Genomic DNA, 22,812 nt, shown 5'->3' with positions numbered 1-22,812 from the left:
ATCGAGCCAGGCAATTTGTTTGCCTGACGAATGATTCAGGGAAAACGTTACGACCACGTCGCCGTCGCATCCATCTTTACGCCTTCGTCGGTCTCGGTCCAGCATTTCACCTCGCCCGTCGCCTCGCGCTTGCCGCACACGCGCAGAGGCGTGCCAACAATCAGCGGCGCCACGCCACGATAGTCAAACAACCGCGGCACGCTGCCGCCAAGTGAGGCGGCGAGATTGAACAGCAGGCTCGCCTGCAGCGGCCCATGCACCACCAATCCGGCGTAGCCTTCCACGCCCGTCACGTACGGGTGATCGTAATGAATGCGGTGGCCGTTGAAGGTCAGCGCGGAATAGCGGAACAGGAGAACCGGCGACGTTTCGATTGTCCACACCTTGTCCGCGCGCGACGGCTCGACCTTCGCCCCCACCACTGCCCGGCCGGCTGGTGCGGTCGTGCGCGAACTCGACTCGCGATAGACGATGTCATGCCGCTCGCGAATCGCGGGACCAAGTTCAGTGGACAGCTCATGCTGTACGGCGACAAAACACAACGCACCGCTGCGCCCTTCCTTGAGCGTCACGTCATCGATGGTCGAGGTGCGCAGAACCCGATCGCCCACCCGCAATGGCGCCAGGGTTTCTACCGAGCCGCCTGCCCACATGCGGCGCGGCAGCGGCACCGGCGGCAGGAATTCGCCCTTCGCCGCGTGCCCGTCCTCACCCAATGCCGCCATCGGCGCGGCCGGCGGCGCGAGACACCAGTGAATGGCCAGCGGCGCCGCGCCGGCCGGCACGTCAGCGAGATGCGGAGCCAGCGTGGCACGGTATTCGTTGACGAGGCGTTCGCTCACCACATCTTCGTCGCGCATTGTCCGCCCGATCGATTGCCGCAACTGCGCAATATTGATGCCGCTCATGTGTCTGTCCCATTGCAACGCGTAAATTGTATTGTGGCAAAGAAATGCGTTGCAAAGGGGATACCACGCAGGATTTCACCAACAATGCCCTGCTCATCGCGCAAATTTGCGCGATCTGCCGGGACGGCCTTTGCCTCACTGTGAATATGAACCATCCCAACCACGCCGCAAGCCGCGCAAAAAACAAGTACGATCCATCCGGTCAAGCCGCATTGAACCGTTTGCCGGATTGCACAAGCTCTATTCCCAAAAAACTTGCAGGAGGAGATATGTTGAAAACAAAATTACAGATTGTGCTGGTCCCGGCAACGGCGGCCTTGCTGATGGCCGCAAACCTGAATGCCCAGCAGCCCGCGCCCGCCAGCGCGGCGCCCCCACCGACGCCACCCGCACCAGCCCCCGCACCCGTTTCTGTTACCGCGCCAACACCTCCGGCGCCGCCGCCCATTCCGCCGACCTGGGCACAGGGCCGCACCGCCGCGCAGGAAGCGGCAAACCTGAGTCCGCATCCGCCGGGCATGTCGTCACTGGCGCCGAACGAAATCCCGCTCGACAAGATCAAGTTACCGCCGGGTTTCGAGATCAGCCTGTACGCGAGCGGCATTCCCAATGCGCGCTCGATGGTGTTCGGCACGAACGGTACGTTGTTCGTTGGTACGCGCTTTGTCGGTAGCGTCTATGCGATCGTCGAAAGGGATGGCAAACGCGAAACCAAGGTCATCGCCAAGGGGCTGCACCGCCCGAACGGCGTGGCGTTCAAGAACGGCTCGCTGTATGTCGCCGAGCTGTCGCGCATCCTCCGCTACGACAACATCGAAGCCAACCTCGACAATCCGCCGAAGCCGGTGGTGGTGTTCGATGCCCTGCCGAAGGACGAGCCGCACGGCTGGAAATTCATGACGCTCGGTCCGGATGGCTGGCTGTATTTCCAGATCGGCTCGCCGGGCAATATCGTGATTCCGCCCGTCACGCATGCGCAGATCGTGCGCGTCGATCCCGACAAGGGCGTACTTGAGACGGTCGCTGCCGGTGTGCGCAACAGCGTCGGCATGGCGTTTCATCCCATTACCAAGGAACTGTGGTTCACAAACAATGCCCGCGACTGGGTGAACGACGACCTGCCCAACGATCCCCGCCCCCCCACTCCGCCACTGCTGGCACGCAGGCACCTATCCTCGCTGGCCGCGCAGACGCCGCTCTATATTTACTATCAGCTGCTGCAGTTTCGCGAGGGCCGTCGCGTGAACGCTGAAATGAGCCCGCACGCGGCCAAGCTCCCCCCCCCCCCGGGGGGGGGGGGGGTCCCCCCCTTTTTTTCCGTTCAGAAATCGCGCGGGTCCGACATCAAGATCGACGACGTAAAGGTAGAAGCCGGCAAAGCCATCGCCACGCGCAATCACTGTGGTTCCTGCCACCTGCCAAACTACGCTGGGCAAAACCATATTCCGCGCGTCGCCGGGTTGCAGGTCGATTACCTGATCACGCAATTGCGCGGCTTCAAGAGCGGCGCGCGCCCGGATATTGACGGCACCATGGCGAGCGCCGCCCAACCGCTGTCGGAACAGGATATCGTCGACATGGCCGGTTACTTGGCAAGCTTGAAGTAACGAGTTTGATGTCATGACACGGCGCTCATGTTCAAACGCCTGCGCACTACTGCTGTATGTGGCTCTGCCTGCGGCGGCACAGGCGCCTGTTGCGGATGAGCAAATCATTCCCCAATTGGTCATCAGCGCGACTCGCGTCACACAGGATGGCTTCAACCTGCCCATGGCGATCGATCGCATCGACGCGGACGTGATCAGCGAAGGCAAACCGCAGGTCAATCTCTCCGAAGCGCTGAATCGCGTACCGGGCATCGTGGTGCAGAACCGCCAGAACTACGCACAGGATTTGCAGATGTCCTCGCGCGGCTTTGGCGCCCGTTCCACGTTCGGCGTGCGCGGCGTGCGGCTGATTGCCGATGGCATTCCTGCCACCATGCCGGATGGACAGGGACAAGCCGCGACCTTCAGCCTATCGTCGGCGGAGCGTATCGAAGTGTTGCGCGGTCCGTTTGCAAGCCTCTACGGCAATTCATCAGGTGGCGTGGTGCAGATTTTTACCGCCGATGGGCCGACCGTGCCGACGATCACTAACTCGTTCTATGCCGGAAGCTACGGCACGCAAAAGTATGGCCTGCAATTCGGCGGACAGCTGGATAGTGTGAATTACCTCGTCGATATTTCGCGCTTCGACACCGATGGGTATCGCGCGCACAGTGCGGCCACGCGCGATCAGCTCAATGCGAAATTCAAGCTGCCGCTCGGGAATGGAAAACTCACGCTGGTGGTCAACGCCCTGAGCCAGCCAGACACGCAGGATCCACTCGGCCTCACGCGCGCGCAAGTGCAAGCCGACCCGCGACAGGTCGATACGTCGGCCATAACGTTCAATACCCGCAAGAGCATTCGCCAGAATCAACTCGGCGCGGTCTATGACCTTGGCGATGCGTCCGACACTGCGGGCGCATTGCAGGCAAGGCTCTACGGGGGTGGCCGCACGGTCAAACAATTTCTCGGCCAAGATGGCAACACGCCACTGGGCGCGGGTGGCGTGGTGGATCTGGACCGGACCTACGGTGGCGTGGGCTTGCGCTGGTCACGTCGATTCTCGTTGAACGCTGCGGCAAATCGCGCGCTGACGTTTTCAGCCGGTTTTGACGGCGATCGCCTCGACGAACGGCGGCGCGGCTTCGTCAACAATGCCGGAACCCAGGGCGCCATCAAGCGCGATGAGGACGACCGCGTTGCCAATACCGATTTCTACACGCAGGCCGAATGGCAACTCAGCGATAAATTGAGCCTCAGTGGCGGCGCACGCCACAGCCGCGTGAAGTTCGACTCGCGCGATGCCTACATTGTCGGCGTCAATGCCGACGACAGCGGCAAGGTCAGCTACTCGCGCACCACGCCGCTACTCGGCGTATTGGCCAAGCTTGCGCCACGATGGAATCTCTACGCCAACTATGGCGAAGGATTCGAAACGCCGACTTTCGCCGAACTCGCCTACCGGCCGAATGGCGCCACCGGCCTCAACTTCGCGCTGCAGCCCGCCACCAGCCGCCACGCCGAATTCGGTGTCAAGGGCGTGCTCGGCGGCAGCACGCGCATCAATGCATCGCTGTTTCGCATCGATACGCGCAACGAAATCGTCACCAATGGATCAAGCGGCGGACGCAGCGATTTTCGCAACGCATCGCAAACGCAGCGCGACGGATTCGAACTTTCGTTCGAGAGTGTTTTGCCGCTCGGCTTAGAAACCTATGCCGCCTACACGTGGTTGGACGCGCGTTTCAAGGATACCTATAGCGCCGGTACACCGCTGGTGGTGGTACTCGCCGGCAACATGCTGCCGGGCGTTGCGCAGTCGGTGTTATACGGCGAACTCGTGTGGCGACATCAGCCGTCGGGATTTCACGCGGCCATCGAATATCGTGCATCCGGAAAGGTTTATGTAAACGAAGCCAACAGCGGCGCCGCCGCGGGATTCGGTGTCGCCAATATGCGCGCCGGGTTCAAGCAGCAACTCAGCGGGGGCGTTCTCGGCAATTGGCGCATCAGCGAGTTTGTGCGGATTGATAATGTCACCGACCATCGCTATATCGGCTCGGTCATCGTGGCAGAAGCAAGAGGACGATTTTTTGAGCCGGCACCGGGACGCAATGTTCTGGTGGGGATCAATGCGGCATATTCGTTTTGAGCTAAGGCGACCGGCACAATCGGGCCGTTGCTGTCCGGAGGCGAAAAGAAGGCACGAATTTTTGGCAGCCGCTAGGCCCGATCGTCGCGCACACGCCAAGACTCCCGGATGGGCGACGGCATTTACGCCCTTTGCTGCACGAATCGTGCAAAATCCGCGGCCGGCATTGGCTTCGCCACCAGGTAACCCTGAATCTGATCGCACTGGCGCGACCGCAGAACCTCTCGTTGCTGGTCGGTTTCCACACCCTCCGCGATCACGGTCAAATTCAGGGCTTTGCCCAATTGGATAATCGCCGTGGTGATCGCCAGGTCATCCGCATCATCGGGCAATCCGCGCACAAACGATTGATCCACCTTGAGCGCGTCGAGGGGGAGGCGCTTCAGTTGACTCAGGCTCGAATAGCCCGTGCCAAAATCATCCAGCGACAGCTTGAGGCCCAGGCCCTTCAGCCTGTTCATGGTTGAGATCGTGGTGTCGGCATCGCGCAGGATCGAGCTTTCGGTAAGTTCCAGCTCAAGAAATTCGGGAGCAAGTCCGCTGTGCGCCAGAATGTCCGCCACTTCTTGCGAGAAAGATTTTTGCTGGAAATGCAACGCCGAGATATTGACCGCGACCGGTACGGCGGGTAGTCCTTCGTCCTGCCATTGCTTGTTTTGCCGGCACGCCTCATGAATGACCCACGCTTCGATGCGACCGATCAAATCCCGTTCCTCCGCAATCGGGATGAATTTCGCCGGCCCCACCATGCCCCGCTCCGGGTGCTGCCAGCGTATCAGCGCTTCGACGCCGACGATGTGGCCGCTTTCGATATCGACCTGCGCCTGGTAATACAGCCGGAATTGTTGCTTCTCCAGTGCCAGCCGCAGATCGCGCTCCATGAGCAACATTTCCAGCGCACGCGCGTTCATGCCCGATGTGTGGAACTGGAACTGGTTGCGCCCCGCCTCCTTGGCGTGATACAGCGCGACATCGGCGCTTTTCATGAGCTCGACGACATCCGTGCCATCGTCGGGATACAGGGCAATGCCGATGCTGACGGTTACCATGAGCTCGTTGGCGTCGATGACAAAGGCATTGTCGGAAATCGCGCCGCGGATTCGCTCGGCAGTGTGGAGAATCTGTTCGACTCCCCGGGTGCCGGAGACATTCGGCAGCACCAACGCGAAATCATCGCCGCCAATACGGGCAAGATTTTCGGATTCGCGCTGGCACAGCAGTAGTCTGGTAGCTACTTCCCGCAGAATCCTGTCGCCTACCAGGTGCCCAAGCGTCTCGTTGATGTCCTTGAATCGATCGATATTGAGAAACAACACCGCGCATTTTTCGGCGTCCCTCCTGGCGTGCGTCAGCAATGCTTCCAGACGCTCCGTAAAACTGACGCGGTTGGGCAAGCCGGTCAACGTGTCATGCAGCGCGCGGTACTGCAGCAACGCCAAGTGCGCGACGCGTACTTCTTCGGCCTGGGTGGCGATCAACCGATCCGCGCGCCGCACAATGGCCAACAAGAACAAATAGAGAATAGACAGGCTGCCCAGGACACCGGAAGCAATCACCCATGTCGTCGTTTGGAGTTTTTCAACGTATGGCGTTACATCCGAGTAGACCTCCATCACGCCTTCCGTGGGCGCATCCAGGTTCGTGCGGATCGGAACGTAAGACGAGATAAGGCTGCGGTCATTGATGACCCGCTCAAAAGCATCGAATCGGTCTCTGAACGTAATGTCACTGACGGTCTCACCCGATTTCGCCATCAGAAAGCCTGAGTTGGTACTTTTGTCCTCGCCGATCTGGGCAGGATCGGTCGAGAACACGGTCAGCCCGTCCAGATTGTAGATTTTCACTTTCACCACCAGGAGGCCCTTCATCTGATGCAGGACGTCCTCCCGGATCCGCGCCACCTCTGGTCGCCGCTGAAGTTCGCCGATGGGAATGGCAGACGCGCCTTTCACGTAATCGGCGTGTTTGCGCCAAATCGTGCTGGCGAATATCTGCGTGATATTGATGTTGTCCCGCGTCTCATGCTGCGCCAGCGCGGCAAAGGCGAGATACCGGTAAATCAATACCAGCACCGTCATGACCACAATCATGCCGAGCAAACTGGCGATGGAGAAATAGCGAGTGAGGCTAAAAGAACGCGTCAACCGCACGGTGGCGTCGCCCGGCCCGGAGATCGCCGGACTATTTGAAGGCGGCAGCGAGGACTGAATGGGTTCAACCACCATTTTCCGAGTCCTTTCGTGGCCGCCGTCTCCGCGCCGGTACCGTGTGCCTCTCATTCATGTGATCGATCATATCTCAAAACCGCGGCACGCCAATTGACGAAAGGAATACGGTGGCAAACGTGGTCGGCTTCCGTTCCCGGAAATCGCGATTGACACGGGCCAAAGACTTGCATAATCCCGCGAAAGCTTCGGGCGACCCGTCGCGCCAACGCGCGCCATTAAACTCAACCATTGACGCACCTTTCCGGGCATAAATGACTGAAACGCCGCTTGGATGCTAGGGTTTTCGCCTCGCATGCAGGTGAAACGGGAAAGTCTCGCCGGTTTTCTTGAAATGCCCGCCTCAAGTATCCGCGCAAACGACCGACAACTTTGTTATGTACATTCGCACGGTACGGTACATACATGTCATTTGCTTAGACCGCAAATTCAAATAAATGGAAAGTACTGAAATGCGCAAACTGATATTGATGATGTTCTTGTTCGGCGTAAGCAGCATTGCGCATGCGACCTGGGAAAAATTTGAGATGGATGGCAACGGCGATACCAGCTATCTCGACAAGTCGTCCATCCGCCGATACGGCGACAAGGTGAAGGTGTATGTGCTGGTGGATGCGCGGCAAATTGAAACAGTCGGGAATGACAAGTACCGCTCGATAAAGTCTGAGCTTGAACTCGATTGCACGAGGAGCCTGGTACGGGTGGCTTACCTGTCGATGTACACGGACAAAATGGCCAGCGGCATCATTATCAAGTTTGGCGCCCTAGACCGCGAACTGGAACCCATCGAGGAAGGCAGCCCCAGCGCAACATTGTTGTCATTGGTCTGCACGACGCGGCAGTAGTCTGTCCACGATGTCACCGGCGCTTGGTCTCGGCCAACGCCTCGTCGATGAGCGTTTTCAATTCATCAAAACCAAAACTGGGAAGCGGCTTGCCGTTGACGAAATACTCCGGCGTCATGGTGACGTTCAGCTTCCGTGCGTCGTCAAGATCCTGCGCAATCACGCGGGCAATCTCCGGTGCGGCCATGTCCACCCTGACTTTTTCAAGGTCGAGGCCAAGACCTTCAAGCTGCTTCCACACCAGGCTTACCTGCGGCATATGGTTTGGTGACCAGACCGCCTGCGACGCCAGCAGAGCTTCCAGCGCCGGCCAGAATTTGCCCTGCTTGCGTGCCGCCTCCAGCACGGCGACCACTTTGTCCGAGCCAGTGTGGAAAGGTGCATAGCGCAGCACCAGGCGTATCCGGTCCGGGTTCGCGGCCATGATTTCCTTGACCCGCGAATAAAAAATTGCGCAGGTTTCGCATGCCGGATCGATGAACTCGACCACCACCACCGGCGCCTCGGCCTTGCCGATGGTGGGCGAATGGACACGGATAAGCGCGGTGCGATCGATCGCTGCCACTTTCGGCGCCGGATCTCCGCCCATCGCGTAATAGAAAGTCGTGCCGGCGGCAAAAATCACCAACAGCACCGCCACTACAACGATGAACAGCGTCTTTTTATTCATTTAGATCCCCGAAAATATGTGATGACAAGCAAGGCAATGATGATTGAAAAAGCGGCGACCGACAACAGCGGAATCGTCAAAAATCCAAACCACTCGATTACCTTTTCCGTGCACGGCACACCCTGCGTACAAGGCTTGATGCGCTCCGGAATCACGCCGGTGATCAGCAGTTGGTGGAAGATCGCCACCAGCAAACCGATCGCCGCCACAGGCAGCGCATAGCGAACCACCTTCGCGTCATAAGGGAACAGCCCGATCGGCAAGATCAGCGCCAACGGAAACATGAAGATGCGCTGGTACCAGCAAAGCACGCACGCCGGCAGATGCATGACTTCGCCAAGAAAGAGTGCACCCAGCGTCGAAATCGCGGCGACCAGCCAGGCGAGGAAGATCAGCGTCCACGCTGCGGCGTCCGTGCGAGGAGGAATCGAGTGTTCAGTCTGGTTCATTTTGGAAGGCATCACTATACCGAGCGCGCCAGCATGTGACTAGTGCAGTACGTGCCATTTGGGGCACTCTGCTTTCATTTCCACCGGCATCGCGGACGCTTTGCTTTCCGTGCAATTCCCCAAAAGAAAAAGCCCGGAACGAAAATCGTTGCCGGGCTGAAAAGTGTTACGAGGAGGTGATCTCACTTTATGCCAGTGATGGATGTGTTTCTATGAACTACGTCACAAAAGGAATAATTTGAAACTCACGTGCGTGAATCGTCATTCTTTTTTCGGGACAGCAGGTGCAGGCGACTCTCCGGGGACGGTCTGCACCACGACGCCGGGTGACAATGAGATATCGCTGGCGACCGTAACCTTGGTGACATAGTGGCGCGTCTCGCCAAAGCAGGAAGTCGGCAATCCCACTTTCTCTTCGTAATGCAGCGTCACCCGCTTGCCCATGACCTTTGCGAGCTCGGCGGCGACTGTTGCATCGCGTACGGTGAACATAAATTTTTCGACGGTCGAAGAACCTGGTAGCGATACCAATGCCATCTCCCCTTCCCACGTCTTGCAAACCCAGCCTTTGTCGGACAGCTTCTGCAGCCAGCCGGCGCGGTCACCGGTCGAATAGTTCCAGTTGAGGGCGGCGGCAAAATACGCGGCTGCGAGCAAGCCCAGTACGACAACGGCGATGACGAATTTCCTGGAATTGTGTTGGCCCGGCGTTCCGACGTTGGTCTCCTGATTTTGATTTTCCCTGCGTCGGAATCCAGGCCTTTTATATCTTGACTATATTGGCGGATGCGCAAATACCGAGCAGCTTCATTGCCTTGGCAAGCGCGTCAACCGATTCCTGGTGACTACCGGCCTTGTGCAGCGCTTCTCCGTCCGCGCTTCTCCTCCCCCCCGCTCTCCTCCCCCCCGGTCTGCTTTGGTTTTTGAGCGCATCGTCGATCTTTTTCAGTAGACCGGCAATCAAAGGAAGGTGTGGCAAGCTTAGCCCGAAAACAGCGTGTACGCATTCTGGTTTGGCACAGATTGCGCCAATCCCACGTTCGCGACCGAAGATCATGGTACGGTACACCGGCACGCTTGGCGCCACAATCCCCATTCTGTTGTTCTGACAAAGCAATCTCACCCATTGACGTTCCGCTTTCACCCGACCGGACCAGTCTGGTGTACTTGCGATCAACACCATTTCCTCCGCTGCCGCACCTCAGCCATCCTGCGCGCCGGCCCGAAAGCAATGGCGACAATCCGTCGCGAAGGCTTCCGGCCAGACCAAGTCGCCGTTGTTCCCGGTGCCGCCGGCGGGCCGAAGGCGCTCGGCATCATCGGTCTCGATAACGCGATCTTCGGCGAATGGCTCCCTCGCGCACCCCGCACGCGTGACCTGATCGGCGCCAGCATCGGTTCATGGCGTTTCGCGGCCGTCTGTCGCGGCGATGTGCTGGCGGCGCTCAGGGATTTTGGCGATATTTACTGCGGACAGCGTTATCCGCTCAAACCTACCGCGCGCATGGTGAGCGAATCGGCGCACAACAATACGCGCCAGTTGATCGGCGGACGCGAGGACGCAGTACTTTCACACCCGAACTACCGGCTGCATGTGATCGCGACGCGAGGCCTCGGCCTGATGGCGCGGCAATCACGATTTCGCACGCCGGCCGGATTTACGGTCGCGGCGTTGGTGAATGCGCTTGGCCGCCGTCACCTCAGGCACCTTGCCGATCGCATGTGGTTTCACGATGCACGCGGCATGCCGGCGTTTCTTGCCGCGCCTGGCGAAGCGTCGCATTCCTTCGATAGTTTCCACACCGTCTCGACCGCGCTCAATGCCGAGAATTTGCATCCTGCATTGTGGGCGTCCGCGGCGATCCCCATGGTGATGCAGGGCGTCGAACACATTCCCGGTGCGCCGCCCGGCACCTACTGGGACGGTGGCATCGTCGACTACCACCTTCATCTTCCATACCACCGCGCGGACGGCATCACGCTATATCCGCATTTTACCGACCGCATCATTCCCGGCTGGCTCGACAAACCCATGCCGTGGCGGCGCGCGCGCGGCCAGTGGTTGGAGAATTTGGTACTGATCTCGCCCTCGCCGGAATATCTCGATTCACTTCCCCATCGCAAGCTTCCCGATCGCAGCGACTTCAAGCACTTCGAACACGATGCAGATGCACGCGAGCGATACTGGCGAACAGCAATGGCAGAGAGTGAGCGCATGGGTGACGAATTTCTGCGTCTTGCATCGAGCGGAGAAATCGCTGCTCGGCTGCTGCCGTTGTAGGCAAGCAAAGTCCTCTTTACTTTCAGTAGGTCATAAACCACGCTTTCCCCGCGTTCGTGTTCGCCGGCTGTGACTGCAATTTCCGCCGTACCGCGCATTGCGCATTTCGGATCAAGAGGAAATCCGCTCCCCTCACAAACCTTCTCAGGCTCGGCCGCTTTCCAGCACCAGTTGCATACAGTTTGTTTAGAAGCCGCACGCGCAACGCGCAAAGGGTTGAATTTACTTGATCTATGTCATAAGATGGAACGTGGAAATTCCATTGTCTTGCGAAGGAAGGCTAAACATGAATAGGACATTGAATTTTTCAGGCGGCGCTTTGTTTTCACATTTTGCGCGGATGCTTGTGATTGGCCTGATGCTTGGTGCCTGCAGCACGCAAGATACGGTGAACAAGATGGCGCCTCCCGCGACCACGACCGTTGCCGCACCGACCAGTACCGCGATTGCGGCAGCACCAAAACCGCCAGTCGCGTTGCCTCACGATGAAGCGGTAGCGCTGGCCGCCAGACAGATTATTGCCGGCGCCAAGTTGCCGCCGGGTGAAAAACTTACCGTCGTGATCGATCCACTTCTCGACGGAGTTACCGGTGCCCAGTCTGCTGCGACGGCGGCAATTGAAAAAAAACTGGTTGCCTTGCTCAAGGCCGAGTTTCCGCAGGTGGAAGTCAAACCGTTCAATGCGGCCAATGTCGCCACATTGCCACTTATCCTGGTGGGCACGTTTACGCCGATCAACCTGCAAGGCAAGGCGGAACTGGAAAGGGATTCCTATCGGATCTGCTTTTCGCTGGCCGATCTGAAGACGGGAAAAATTATCAGCAAGGGTCTCGCTTTCTCCAAGCTTGACGGCGTCGATTCGCAACCGTTGCCTTTCTTTGGCGACAGCCCGGTGTGGGTCAGCGACAAGGTGATTGAGGGCTATATCAAGACCTGCCAGGGCACCAAGGCCGGCGACCCCATCCATGCGGCTTACATCGACACAATTGTGGCCGCGACCGCGATCGACGAAGCGCAGCAGGCCTACCACGCAAAGAAATACAAGGAGGCGCTGGCGCTTTATACCGCCGCGTTGAAGATCCCCGCCGGCGATCAGCCACGCGTGCAGATGGGTATTTACCTGTCCAATCTCAAACTCAACCGCCGTGACAGCGCCATGCAGGCCTTTGCGAAACTGGTTCGTACCGGCTTCAGCAGCCAACGCCTGGCGGTGAAATTCAACTTCAAGCCGGGCAGCGCCAGTTTTGCGTCGGACGTCGCCATCCATGATCGCTGGGTCAGGGAGATCGCCAAGCAGTCCGGGCAATCCACCGGTTGCGTGGAAGTGGCGGGCCATTCCAGCCGGGGTGGCTCGGAGACACTCAACGAGCAGGTGTCGATGTTGCGCGCCGAGTACATCAAGCAAAAGATGGAAGGTGAAGTCAAGGCGTTGAAACAGCGTTTGACGGCGCAGGGATTCGGTTCGAAGAAAGCCATGATCGGCACCGGCAAAGGTGACCAGTCGGACGCCCTGGACCGGCGTATCGAGTTCAAACCGACGACTTGCTAGCCGCCAGCCGCGACTGGTTCTCGTGCCATGATCAGAGTAGCCGTTCGCTTTTTGGTTTCTTGTTGCGGGTAGTTCTCGCGGCATGCGCAAGCGCCGCGTTGGCTGACGAGTATCCGGCTTCCGCCATTCTGCGTATCGAGTCCGGAGCGCACACGGCGCCGATCCGCTCCATCAGCGCCGATGCGGCGGGACGCATTGCGGTCACCGCATCCGAGGACAAGACCGCGCGTGTCTGGGAATTGCCATCCGGTCGCCTGCTCAATGTGCTGCGGCCACCGATTGGCACCGGTAGCGAGGGTAGCTTGTACGCGTCGGCAATAACGCCGGACAGCGAGGTCATCGCGGTTGGCGGCTGGTCAAAAGATAATGACGTCTACCTGTTCGCGCGTGGCTCCGGTCAATTGATTCACCGTATCACCGGCCTGCCCAATGTCATCACACATCTGGCCTTCTCGCCCGCCGGCAATTCGCTGCTGATCAATATGTGGGGCAAGAACGGCATTCGCCTGTTTGCCAGTAGCGACAATTGGCGGAACAGCCGTGAAGTTGCCGGTGACAGTGAATACGAAGGCGAATCCTACGGGGCGGATTTTTCCAGGGATGGCAAACGTGTTGTCACGACCAGCTTTGATGGTCTGGTGCGTTTGTACGATGCGGCTGATGGTCGCCTGCGGTTGCTTAAAAGCGCCCGCGTAATCGGCGGCACACAGCCATTCACGGCCGTTTTCTCCGGTGATCAATCGAAGATTGCATTGAGTTTTTCGGACACCAGCGCGGTAACGGTATTGGAGGCAGACAGCTTGCGTCAGGCCTATTCGCCCGACGTGAGCGGCATCAGCCAGGGCAATCTCAGCGCGCTGGCCTGGTCCCATGATGGCAGTCAATTGATTGCGGCCGGCTCCTGGAAACGTGCCGATGCCCAGCATGGGTTGCGACGCTGGACGGACGCCGGTCGCGGCGCATTTGCCGACAGCACCATCGCCGGCAATTCGGTGACCGGCCTGAGCAGTCTCGCCGATGGACGGATATTGTTTGCGGCGAGCGACCCGGCATGGGGCGTAATTGATGGGGGCAAGGATCCGCAAACGATGAGTCGTGCAGGTCTGGTCGACTATCGTGGCAACGACAGCGCATTTGCACTGGCGCACGATGGCAGCGCGGTGGGCTTCGCTTATGCGCTGGGCAAGGCGGAAGCAGGCGGCTTCGATATAACCGGCATGGCATCCGCGGCAAAATCACCGAAGTGGACCGCCGCGCTAACGAGCGCCAAGGGAATCGCGCTGGAACGCTGGTTTGAAAGCGCGCGCCCGACGCTGAACAAGCAGCCGTTGCGTTTGGCGCCGAACGAAGTGGCGTTCTCGGTCGCGATCAATTTCGGCAACACCCATTTCGCGCTGGGCAGTAACTTCAACGTGCGCTATTTCAATCGCAGCGGCGTTGAGCAGTGGCACACCAGTGCACCGGGCACAACCTGGCACGTCAATTTGTCGCGCGATGGACGTTGGCTGGTGGCAGGTTTCAGCGACGGCACGATTCGCTGGTATCGCACCCGCGACGGTGTCGAGCAACTGGCATTCCTGCCGCACGCGGACCGCAAGCGATGGGTCATGTGGACGCCGCAAGGCTACTATGCCGCCAGCGTCGGCGGCGAAGATCTGATTGGCTGGCACATCAACAATGGCGCCCAGCGCGCGGGAGATTTCTTTCCTGGCTCACGCCTGCGCGCAACTTTCTACCGGCCCGACGTCATTGCACAAGTGATTGTCAAAGGCGATGTCGATTCGGCGCTGGAAGCGGCCAGCGATGTGCGGCAGGCGCTTGGGGAAATGGAAGAAAGGAGAGAAGAAAAGAAGGATGAAAAATTTGCGGATGAAAAGCCCGTCAAGGTCGCCGCCAGGACAGAAACATCAAAGCAAGATGTGAAGCCGGACGTGAAGGTGGCCGAAAAGGTAGGCGCAAAGGCCGACACCAAGGTGGCCGCCAAAACAGACGTTCCGGCCACCAAGCCTGCCGTGCAAAAGGTTGACTCGGCAAAGAAGCCGGCCGTCAAAATCGAACAACGTCTTCCACCGGTCGTCACGGTTCTGTCGCCGAATGACGGCAGCAGTATTGCATCGCGGGATTTGAAATTGAATCTCTCCGTGCGTGCGGCCGCGGATGCGCCCATTTCAAGTTTGCGGGTGAGGGTGAACGGCCAAATCGTCGACATTCCCGAAAATCGCAGCGTCCCCGTTGCCACAACCCGCAATGGGGGTGAGGCCCAGTATCAGTTGCGTTTCAGCGTGCCTTCGCAGGATTCCGAGGTAATGGTATTCGCTGAAAACCAATTTGGTTTTTCCACCCCCGCCGTGTTGCGTTTGCGGTGGACCGGCGCGGACGGTGACGCAAAAAAGAACGCTGGCAAGCCGGCGCCAGCCCCGACGCCAGCCGCCAAGCCGGATACGGGCAAAGTACCACCCGGCACACCTGACACCCGCCCGGCACTATATGTACTCGCCGTCGGCGTGAGTAAATATCGTAATGCGGCGATCCAGCTCGACTATGCAGCAAAGGACGCCGGCGATTTCGTCGCCTCCCTCAAGCAACAGCAAGGCGTCCTGTATCGCAAGGTTGTCGTCAAGCTGTTGACGGATGACCGCGCCAAGCGCGACGACGTGCTGGATGGGCTGGAATGGATCCGCCGCGAAATGACCAACCGCGATGTCGGCATGATCTTTCTGGCCGGACACGGCGTAAACGACAGCGACGGCATTTTTTATTATTTGCCGCAGGACGTTGACGTCGACAAACTCAAGCGCACCGGCGTGATTTTCACCGAGATCAAGAACACGCTGGCAACCCTGCCCGGCAAAGCGCTTTTCTTTGTTGATACCTGCCATGCGGGCAATGTGCTCGGCACCGGACGCCGCGCGATTCCGAACGACATCACCGCGGTGGTCAATGAACTGACCAGCGCCGAAAATGGGGTCATTGTTTTCGCCGCCGCAACCGGTCGCCAGTTTGCACAGGAGTCCGCCACCTGGCGCAATGGTGTGTTTACCTTGTCCCTCATCGAAGGCATTGGCGGGAAGGCCGACAATGCCCGCTCCGGCCGTGTGACCCACAAGATGCTCGACCTGTACACCTCGGAACGAGTAAAGGCGCTGACCAAGGGTGCGCAATCCCCGGTGACGATCGTCCCGCAAGGGATTCCGGATTTTCCGCTGGCGATTTCGCGTTAGGCACGCGTTCCCAATTTCCACCTTCCTCAAGGCGCTGCGCGCAGAGGCAAACTCCAGCAACGGCGCGCCTCACGGTGGCAAAATGCCCGGAAATGCGCGCTAGCGCTTGATTTTAGAAATCATTCGAATCCTCTCCCCCGCTCCTGCTGATCCCTGGTTCAACACCGCATATATGAATTCGTGCTGGTCAATTTGTGACTCAACCGTTACAAATCTGTAATCGTGGTGCAATCACAGGCCCTTAGCCTTTGCCTTCCATTCACAGAGGAGAGTCATCATGAATTTGAGAAAGCAAACCGTGCGCTTGTGGTTGACAGGCGCGCTCGCGCTGTCATTTCTTCCATTGGGCGCGCAGGCAGATTCCGGCGATCGGAGCGTCGCTCGCAAGCCGCTACCGCTCGTGATCGGCCATCGCGGCACCTCGGGCTATCTGCCTGAACACACACTCGAGTCATACGCGCTTGCCGTGGAACTTGGCGCCGATTACATTGAGCCCGATCTGGTGGCGACCAAGGACGGCCACCTCATCGCGCGTCACGAGCCAAACATCATCAACACGACCGATGTCATCGATCATCCCGAATTCGCCAGCCGCAGGCGTACAGTTGTCGTTGACGGCGCCGCGGAAGACGGTTTTTTCGCGTCCGATTTCACGCTGGCCGAGATCAGGACCCTCCACGCCAAACAGGCGTTTGCCGAGCGGCCGCAACAATTCAATGGCAAATTCAATATTGCGACGTTCGAAGAGATCATCGCGCTCGCCAAACGGAAATCCCACGAGACCGGCCGCACCATCGGCATCTACCCGGAAACCAAGCACCCGACCTATCACCAGCGGATTGGCCTGCCACTCGAAAAGCGGCTGATCGATGCACTCGACAAGGCCGGATGGAATCGCCGCGGTGCGCCGGTGTTCATCCAGTCCTTCGAACAGGCAAACCTGAAGCAGCTCCGCAAAATGACGCCGCTGCCGCTGATCCAGTTGATCGATGCCGACGATGTCAATGCAGACGGCTCGCTTGCGTTCAACGCACCATTCGATCGCCCGTATGACTGGACCGCGTCCGGCGACCCGAAACTGATGGCACGTACGTTCGGTTACTTCGTCACGGATGCCGGGCTGAAAGAAGTCGCGACCTATGCCGATGGCATTGGCCCGTGGAAACGATACATCGTCACCACCCTTGCGGCCGGGCTGCCTGGACCGGGTGAAGCGAGCCGCATTCTTGCGACGCCAACCGACGTCATCGCGCGCGCCCACAAGGCCGGGTTGCTGGTGCACACCTGGACCTTCCGCAATGAACAGCGGCGGCTCGCCAGCGACTATGCGGGCAATCCGGTGAACGAGTACCTGCAGTTCTACCGGCTCGGCATCGACGGCGTGTTTTCCGATTTCGTCGATACCGCGGTCACGGCGCGCGTGTTGTTCGATCTGGAAACCAATCCCGAGGGTTCCGCTTGCCTGACCGGGCAGTACAGCAGCGGTCGGCAACGCGCGGCATGCGAACGTGACAACTGAGTTTTCGGCACGCTGAAATAAAGCGGGCGATTCACCGTGCGAACGCTGTGCGGATCGCCCGTTTAACCCTCAAGGCAAAGAACGGCAAAATTGACTGTCGCCACAACATCACTGCCGCGAAATTTGTATCGGGTATGAAACCGGATTGAGGCTTACGGCGTGAAAAAATATTTCCATCCAATATTACCCAGACGCATTTGGGCGCGTCTTGTCTCAATACTTTTTTATTGCGTCCTCAGTCTAGGATCCACTCGCCTTTCGGCGGTTTGCACTGGCGCTGGCCCTGCGCGGCGACACCTTTCTTTGAGACCTTCGGCCCGGATCCCGGGAAATTGCTGTAGTAGCGGTACTGGGTTTCGGTGGGCTTGCCCTTGTTCCGAACGCAAGTACCGACGCGCTCCCCGATGGGGCAGGCGCTCCCGACGAGGAACGTCACGGTTTGCGCTTCACACACGCGTTGCAATGATTTGATATCTTTGTAACCTGCGCCAGTATATTCAACACAAATCCCGCCGGCGGTGTTGTTACAGCTTGCGATAATTTCTGCTGACGCCATACCGCTGGCGCTTGCCAACGACAGGGCTGCGAACAGAAACAACGTGATGGTGTGGATGCGATTGGTCATTTGTTTCCTCCAATGCATTGCGGTTTCGTGAATCCATTCTTGAATTCAACGCGCCATGCGCATAGAGATCGTAACAAGATTCCCAATCGAATGGGCATCTTCTGATGGCATCCTGCCGTTATTGGCATGCGATCAGGGTGCACGCGTGGCAAGATATGCTGCGATCGAGATCATGTCATCGAGGCTGAGTTTATCGACCACCGCCTTCATGAGTGGTGCATATTGACCGGCGCGATTGCCACTCTGCACTTCATATAGTTGGCGGACGACATATGAAGGTGAGCGGCCCGCAATCGATGGCGTCGCATCGATTCCGCGCAAATCCGCGCCGTGACAGGTCGCGCAAGCCGGCGCGGTATCCGGCATCTTGCCGGTGACAATCGCTTCGCCTCTCTTCACGCTCCCCACCGGGGCATACGCAACAAACTTGGCGCGTGAATCACGAAGTTCAAATTGTTCCAGGTCTTCCGGCACTTCAACAATTCGCTGGCCGATCGGTTCCTTCACGCCGGTCTTCCTGTCGGCCCAAAACCAGTTCGCGACAAAGGTTTGCGGAACGGTGTCGGTTTCGACCACGCGTATATTTGATCGCGGCTTCAATGACGCAAAGTACGTCGCGGCTTCCATCACGTCTCCGTCCGTGATCCGCTTCGAGAGCGCGATCATCGCCGCCTGCGGCAGCCGCGTTGCAACTGCCGTCGTGCGCGCGCCACTCTTGTAATCGGCCAATTGCTGGACGATATACGCATACGGCAACCCCGCGATGCTCGCGTTCTCCGGCCCGCCCGGCCCGTCGGCGCGATGACAGAATCCGCACGCATAAACATCCGGCTTGCGCCCGCGTGCCACCACCTCCGGCATGTTCGGGTGATCGCCCGGGTGCCAGTCAGGTGCTGCAAACAGGTTGCGTACCTGGCTTAGTGTATATGCGGCCGCGCTGTCAGGTACGCGTTTGACAGTGCCGTCGTCAGGCGCCGGCTTGAAGTCTGGCGGATTGACAGGGTAGGCCCACGCCGGTAAATCAATCGCGGCGCAGGGCGACGCTGCAAGAATCGAGCTACCCGCCAACAGGACCAGCGACAGCGTCCAGAATTTCGTCATCGCAGATGCCTCCAGAGAGTCGGCCAAACTCGCTATCCTACACACGAAGCAATTTTGCGCAAGCATGCCCCGTGAATTCGATCCGACTCCTAAAACGAATTGAACGACGTATTTACGTTTTTTCCCGGAAAAGAGGCTTGGCTGTCGCTGCAACGAGTGCCAGAACCTGATTGACGTCAGCGTTACGAAGCGCGCGGCCTTTGGATGTCGCCCCGGCGTGATATCACGCGTATCCAATCGCATACTGTGCGACAGACGCTAGCACTGGCGCGGCTTTTGGACCGTTTTCGCGTGGAGAGCCGCGCCAAATTGCGATTTACATTTACATGTCGGTGCAGTGTCGCTTTGGAAAGCACCATTGCCGGCCAGCCACACAGGGCTATTTTCCCTACCGGGAAAAGGCCTGCAGCTCCGTGCATGAAGCAAACGCCTGCTTCGGATTGTCGCCGCTGGCGGGCTTGCCGATCACCCGCACGGCAACGAAGTTCGCGGGCGTTTTGAGGTAAAGCGTGAACCGGGCATCCACATCCCACTTTTCCACGTCCTTGCCACTGACCGCCGTGGTCGCCGGATAGTCCTCAAGTTCCCCAATCGTTTCCCATTGGCTCGCTGCGGTTCGCTGAATCTGTACGCGGGGTTTGCCTGCCTGTGAGTCGAACCAGCCGCCATCGTGAAAATTCTTGCCGTGCGTAAACACGATGCGCCTGGCCGTCACGGGCCGGGCAAGCGTGACCGCAAACCAGTCTTCCTTTGCGATTTCGCCATTGAAGGTCGAGACGAAGCTCTCGAAGTCTTCGTCGTTGATCGAGCCGTTGGCGTGACCTGCGGGATTGCCACCGCGCGAGCGGCTTTCCTGACCATCGGTGAGCAGCGACTCGCCCGGCCCCGGCGCGTCGGCACCCGGTGCGCGCAGCCAGATACGAAAGACGCCGCGGTCTGTGCCGGCATCGGCAAACGTGAAGAACTTCGCCGCCCGCAGGCGCGCTTCAGGCTGAACGGCAACATCGGTTTCAAACGTCAACGGCTCGCCCGGTCGCGAACCGATCTTAACGGCGTTGCGCGTGAGGCCGAGCAGATGCGGCGGCGGCAACGCCGGATTGGCGTTCTGTTCGTAGGCGAGGACAAATGGTCCCCACGCCAACGCGGCGCGACCGGCAAGTGTGTATTCGCCAGACTCGACGCGCGACGCCAGGTTGAATTTCACCGAAATCATGTCGCCATCCTTCCAGGCGCGTGCAGGCAGCTCCGTCCAACCCGCGCGCGCGGCCGCACCGGCGATGGTCATTGGCCTGGCCCATGCAGGGACGCGGACTCTCAGCGCAAAGGTGGCGGGACTTTCCAGCCGCACGGTGAGAGTCGCCTCTCCACGCCACGGAAATCCGCTCTTCAGCTCGATCGTCACGCGTTCGCCGCCGAGCATCAAGATCGCGCGCGAAGTTTCAAACGTATTGACGAGCAGTACATCTTCGTCATTGAAACGGCCGCGAAGATAGGCGGCCTGTGGCGCCAAGGCCAGGCCACGCGGTCCGCTCGAGTGACAGCAGGTGATTTCCTTGTCGTATTGCTTGCGGCCCTCGAGTGCGGTGAAGTAGCACCAATCGTCGCCACGCGGGTGCTGCGCCGCGGCGAGATGGTTGTAAAAAGAACGCTCGAGTTCATTGCCGAAGCGCGCCTCCCCCGTGAGTTGCAGCAACGAAAGATTGAACTGGATCCATGTCGTGGTCACGCAAGTCTCGCCCACATGCGCCCTGACATCGCCGCGCATGTCGTGATCCGCCTGAAAATGTTCCCACTGGCTCGTGGTGCCCGTGAGGTAGCGCCGGTTGTCAACAATGTCCTGCCAGGCATTGAGCGAAGCCTTGATCAATACCGTGTCACCCGTGACACGCGCCAGTTCGCAAAGACCAACGAGATTGGAAAGCATTTCGTAGGCCTTGCCGTTCGATACTTTCTTGACCTGCTTTTCCGTGAGCAGCGTCCTCACGATGCCCGGCCCCTTAACCTCGTCCCACGATTTCACGAGATAGCGGGCAAACGCAAGATAGCGTTCTTCGCCGGTGATGCGATACAACATCACCACCGGCTCCAGCACGCTGGTCGCGGCCATGCCTTCATGCGTTCCGGCTGCAAGGATGCTTCGCCTGGACGGGAACGTGGCAATCAGCAGGTCTGCCGCTTTGCGGCTTGCATTCAGCGCCCGCTCATGGCCGGTGTATTGATGATAGGTGAGCAGACCGATGAGGCAATATTTGTGCGACCACACATCCCAGTCCGCCCCATCGAACAAGCCAAAGCGCTTTTCTGGCACATAGGTGCCCAGATAGCCATCAGGCTCCTGTGCGGCGATCAACTCGCTGGCCACGCGATCGAGTTTTGCACGCAGCGTCCGGTCGCTGTTGTTGGCCCAGGCCAGCGTGGCCGCGTGCAGCCACTTGCCGACATGCTCGCCAATCCATGGGTGACTGCCCGGCTTCGCTCGAAAGCCCGCAAGCAAAGGTTCCATGTCCACATTGAGGAGGCGGTTTCTGGCGTTCACGCTGATGCGCTCACCCAGCCAGCCCGCGATCAACACCGCGGACGGCGACACAAGCTCGACAGCGTCGGTCAATTTGGCGAGCACTTTGAAGGGCAAAGCCGCGGGCGTGGATGAACCCGTGCCGGTCGCGGCACGAGCGTCCATTGGCGGCACGCCGAGGATAGCAAGACCGGTCAGGAGCTTGCGGCGAACGGTCTGACGGCGCGACATCGACATGCGAATTCCTTATGGTGAAGGTTGGCTGAATATAGCGCGATTTCCGCTAGTATCGCCGCCGAATGCGTATCTGTAACCGCCATCATTTCCATCTGGTCTGGTGATCGGGCTTGCTCAACCTGAAGCCGTTGAATGTGGGAGTATTGGCCCTCCGTTCAAAACATTGAAAGAAGTACCATGGTGCAGAAATACGATGCGGTATTGTTCGATTTACTCACGGCCCTGCTGGATTCGTGGACGATCTGGAACCAGGCCGCCGGTTCGAAAGAAATGGGCCGCAAATGGCGCGCCGAATACCTGCGGCGCACCTATGGCTGCGGGGCATACCGGCCCTATGAAACGCTGGTGATGGAATCTGCCAAGGCAGTCGGCCTGTCTGCCGCGAATGCCGCCAATCTTGAGGTCCTGTGGCCGATGCTCATGCCGTGGCCTGGAGTTATCGACACGCTCACCACCTTACGCAAAACGCATCGGATCGGTGTTGTCACCAATTGCTCGGAACGTCTCGGCCGCAAGGCTGCGGAGAGCGTGGCTGTGCGCTTTGACGTGGTGGTCACATCCGAGCGCGCCGGGTTTTACAAGCCCGACCCGCATCCATATCAAATGGCATTGAATGAACTCGATCTGCCGGCGAGTCGCGTGCTGTTCGTGGCCGGGTCCGGCTTTGATCTGTTTGGAACGTCCAAGGTCGGACTCGATACGATCTGGCACAACCAGGCAGGCCTGACGCTGCCGAGCGGCGCACCAGCGCCATTTTGCGAATCGAAAAATATTCATGACGTCATTGCACTCGCCAATGCCCTGATCCGCTAGGCAGACTAGATCGGCGAGCATTGCCGATCTTGCGTACCGGCATTCAATGTCCCATCATTCCATGAATATTTCGCTGTGTGTACGCCGCCGCACAGAGCGCGAGGTTGGCAAGG

General features: G+C 59.0%; 16 protein-coding genes and 1 pseudogene. 8 read left to right on the top strand and 9 right to left on the bottom strand.

Features of this window, described 5'->3' with window-relative positions; translation table 11 throughout:
* Nucleotides 1–47: 47 nt before the first annotated feature.
* Nucleotides 48–860 (bottom strand): MaoC family dehydratase N-terminal domain-containing protein, encoded by an 813-nt coding sequence (locus tag IPP88_02995; GenBank protein ID MBL0121722.1) that lies wholly within the window; start codon nt 858–860, stop codon nt 48–50.
* 320 nt (nt 861–1,180) lie between these two features.
* Between IPP88_02995 and IPP88_02990 the strand changes: the two genes are divergently transcribed.
* Nucleotides 1,181–2,515, top strand: a complete 1,335-nt coding sequence (locus IPP88_02990; GenBank protein MBL0121721.1) for a c-type cytochrome — start codon at nt 1,181–1,183, stop codon at nt 2,513–2,515.
* Nucleotides 2,516–2,528: 13 nt separating this feature from the next.
* Complete coding sequence (locus IPP88_02985; GenBank protein MBL0121720.1) at nt 2,529–4,649, top strand: TonB-dependent receptor; 2,121 nt, start codon at nt 2,529–2,531, stop codon at nt 4,647–4,649.
* A gap of 122 nt (nt 4,650–4,771) precedes the next feature.
* Here IPP88_02985 and IPP88_02980 read toward each other — a convergent pair whose 3' ends face one another.
* Nucleotides 4,772–6,874, bottom strand: coding sequence for an EAL domain-containing protein (locus IPP88_02980; GenBank protein MBL0121719.1), 2,103 nt, complete (start codon nt 6,872–6,874; stop codon nt 4,772–4,774).
* 452 nt (nt 6,875–7,326) lie between these two features.
* Here IPP88_02980 and IPP88_02975 point away from each other — a divergent pair, with 452 nt between their 5' ends.
* A complete protein-coding gene (locus tag IPP88_02975; GenBank protein ID MBL0121718.1) occupies nt 7,327–7,719 on the top strand; it encodes a hypothetical protein in 393 nt (130 codons plus the stop codon).
* Between the two features lie 13 nt (nt 7,720–7,732).
* Here the strand turns inward: IPP88_02975 and IPP88_02970 are convergent, their stop codons facing one another.
* From IPP88_02970 to IPP88_02955, 4 genes and pseudogenes are all read right to left on the bottom strand, one after another.
* On the bottom strand, nt 7,733–8,389 hold the full coding sequence (locus IPP88_02970) for a thioredoxin domain-containing protein (GenBank protein MBL0121717.1): 657 nt from the start codon (nt 8,387–8,389) through the stop codon (nt 7,733–7,735).
* Entirely contained in the window at nt 8,386–8,838 is a 453-nt protein-coding gene (locus IPP88_02965; protein MBL0121716.1) for a disulfide bond formation protein B, read from the bottom strand. The genes IPP88_02970 and IPP88_02965 overlap by 4 nt, the downstream gene beginning before the upstream one ends.
* Before the next feature lie 354 nt (nt 8,839–9,192).
* A pseudogene (locus tag IPP88_02960) lies at nt 9,193–9,516 on the bottom strand (hypothetical protein).
* Between the two features lie 85 nt (nt 9,517–9,601).
* A complete protein-coding gene (locus IPP88_02955) occupies nt 9,602–10,015 on the bottom strand; it encodes a hypothetical protein (protein ID MBL0121715.1) in 414 nt (137 codons plus the stop codon).
* A 54-nt stretch (nt 10,016–10,069) separates the two neighbouring features.
* On the opposite strand from IPP88_02955, the gene IPP88_02950 reads away from it, so the two are divergent.
* From IPP88_02950 to IPP88_02935, 4 genes are all read left to right on the top strand, one after another.
* The gene (locus IPP88_02950; protein MBL0121714.1) at nt 10,070–11,119 is read left to right on the top strand and encodes a patatin-like phospholipase family protein; all 1,050 of its coding nucleotides are present in this window, start codon (nt 10,070–10,072) and stop codon (nt 11,117–11,119) included.
* A 340-nt stretch (nt 11,120–11,459) separates the two neighbouring features.
* Entirely contained in the window at nt 11,460–12,668 is a 1,209-nt protein-coding gene (locus IPP88_02945) for an OmpA family protein (GenBank protein MBL0121713.1), read from the top strand.
* A 62-nt stretch (nt 12,669–12,730) separates the two neighbouring features.
* Nucleotides 12,731–15,889 (top strand): caspase family protein, encoded by a 3,159-nt coding sequence (locus tag IPP88_02940; GenBank protein MBL0121712.1) that lies wholly within the window; start codon nt 12,731–12,733, stop codon nt 15,887–15,889.
* A 277-nt stretch (nt 15,890–16,166) separates the two neighbouring features.
* A complete protein-coding gene (locus tag IPP88_02935; GenBank protein MBL0121711.1) occupies nt 16,167–17,408 on the top strand; it encodes a glycerophosphodiester phosphodiesterase in 1,242 nt (413 codons plus the stop codon).
* Between the two features lie 235 nt (nt 17,409–17,643).
* Here IPP88_02935 and IPP88_02930 read toward each other — a convergent pair whose 3' ends face one another.
* The 3 genes from IPP88_02930 to IPP88_02920 all read right to left on the bottom strand — a co-directional run bounded on the left by IPP88_02930 (nt 17,644) and on the right by IPP88_02920 (nt 21,886).
* On the bottom strand, nt 17,644–18,033 hold the full coding sequence (locus IPP88_02930) for a hypothetical protein (GenBank protein MBL0121710.1): 390 nt from the start codon (nt 18,031–18,033) through the stop codon (nt 17,644–17,646).
* Nucleotides 18,034–18,165: 132 nt separating this feature from the next.
* Nucleotides 18,166–19,086 carry a cytochrome C-binding protein gene (locus tag IPP88_02925; GenBank protein ID MBL0121709.1) on the bottom strand — a complete coding sequence of 307 codons (921 nt, stop codon included), beginning with the start codon at nt 19,084–19,086 and terminating at the stop codon, nt 18,166–18,168.
* Nucleotides 19,087–19,522: 436 nt separating this feature from the next.
* Complete coding sequence (locus IPP88_02920) at nt 19,523–21,886, bottom strand: glycoside hydrolase family 127 protein (protein MBL0121708.1); 2,364 nt, start codon at nt 21,884–21,886, stop codon at nt 19,523–19,525.
* Between the two features lie 177 nt (nt 21,887–22,063).
* Here IPP88_02920 and IPP88_02915 point away from each other — a divergent pair, with 177 nt between their 5' ends.
* Nucleotides 22,064–22,699, top strand: coding sequence for an HAD-IA family hydrolase (locus IPP88_02915; protein ID MBL0121707.1), 636 nt, complete (start codon nt 22,064–22,066; stop codon nt 22,697–22,699).
* Nucleotides 22,700–22,812: the final 113 nt, after the last annotated feature.

This window comes from Betaproteobacteria bacterium (genome assembly GCA_016720925.1).
GTDB lineage: Bacteria > Pseudomonadota > Gammaproteobacteria > Burkholderiales > Usitatibacteraceae > UKL13-2.
The sequence above is the reverse complement of the archived record's forward strand: the minus strand, read 5'-3'. Positions and strand labels throughout refer to the sequence as shown.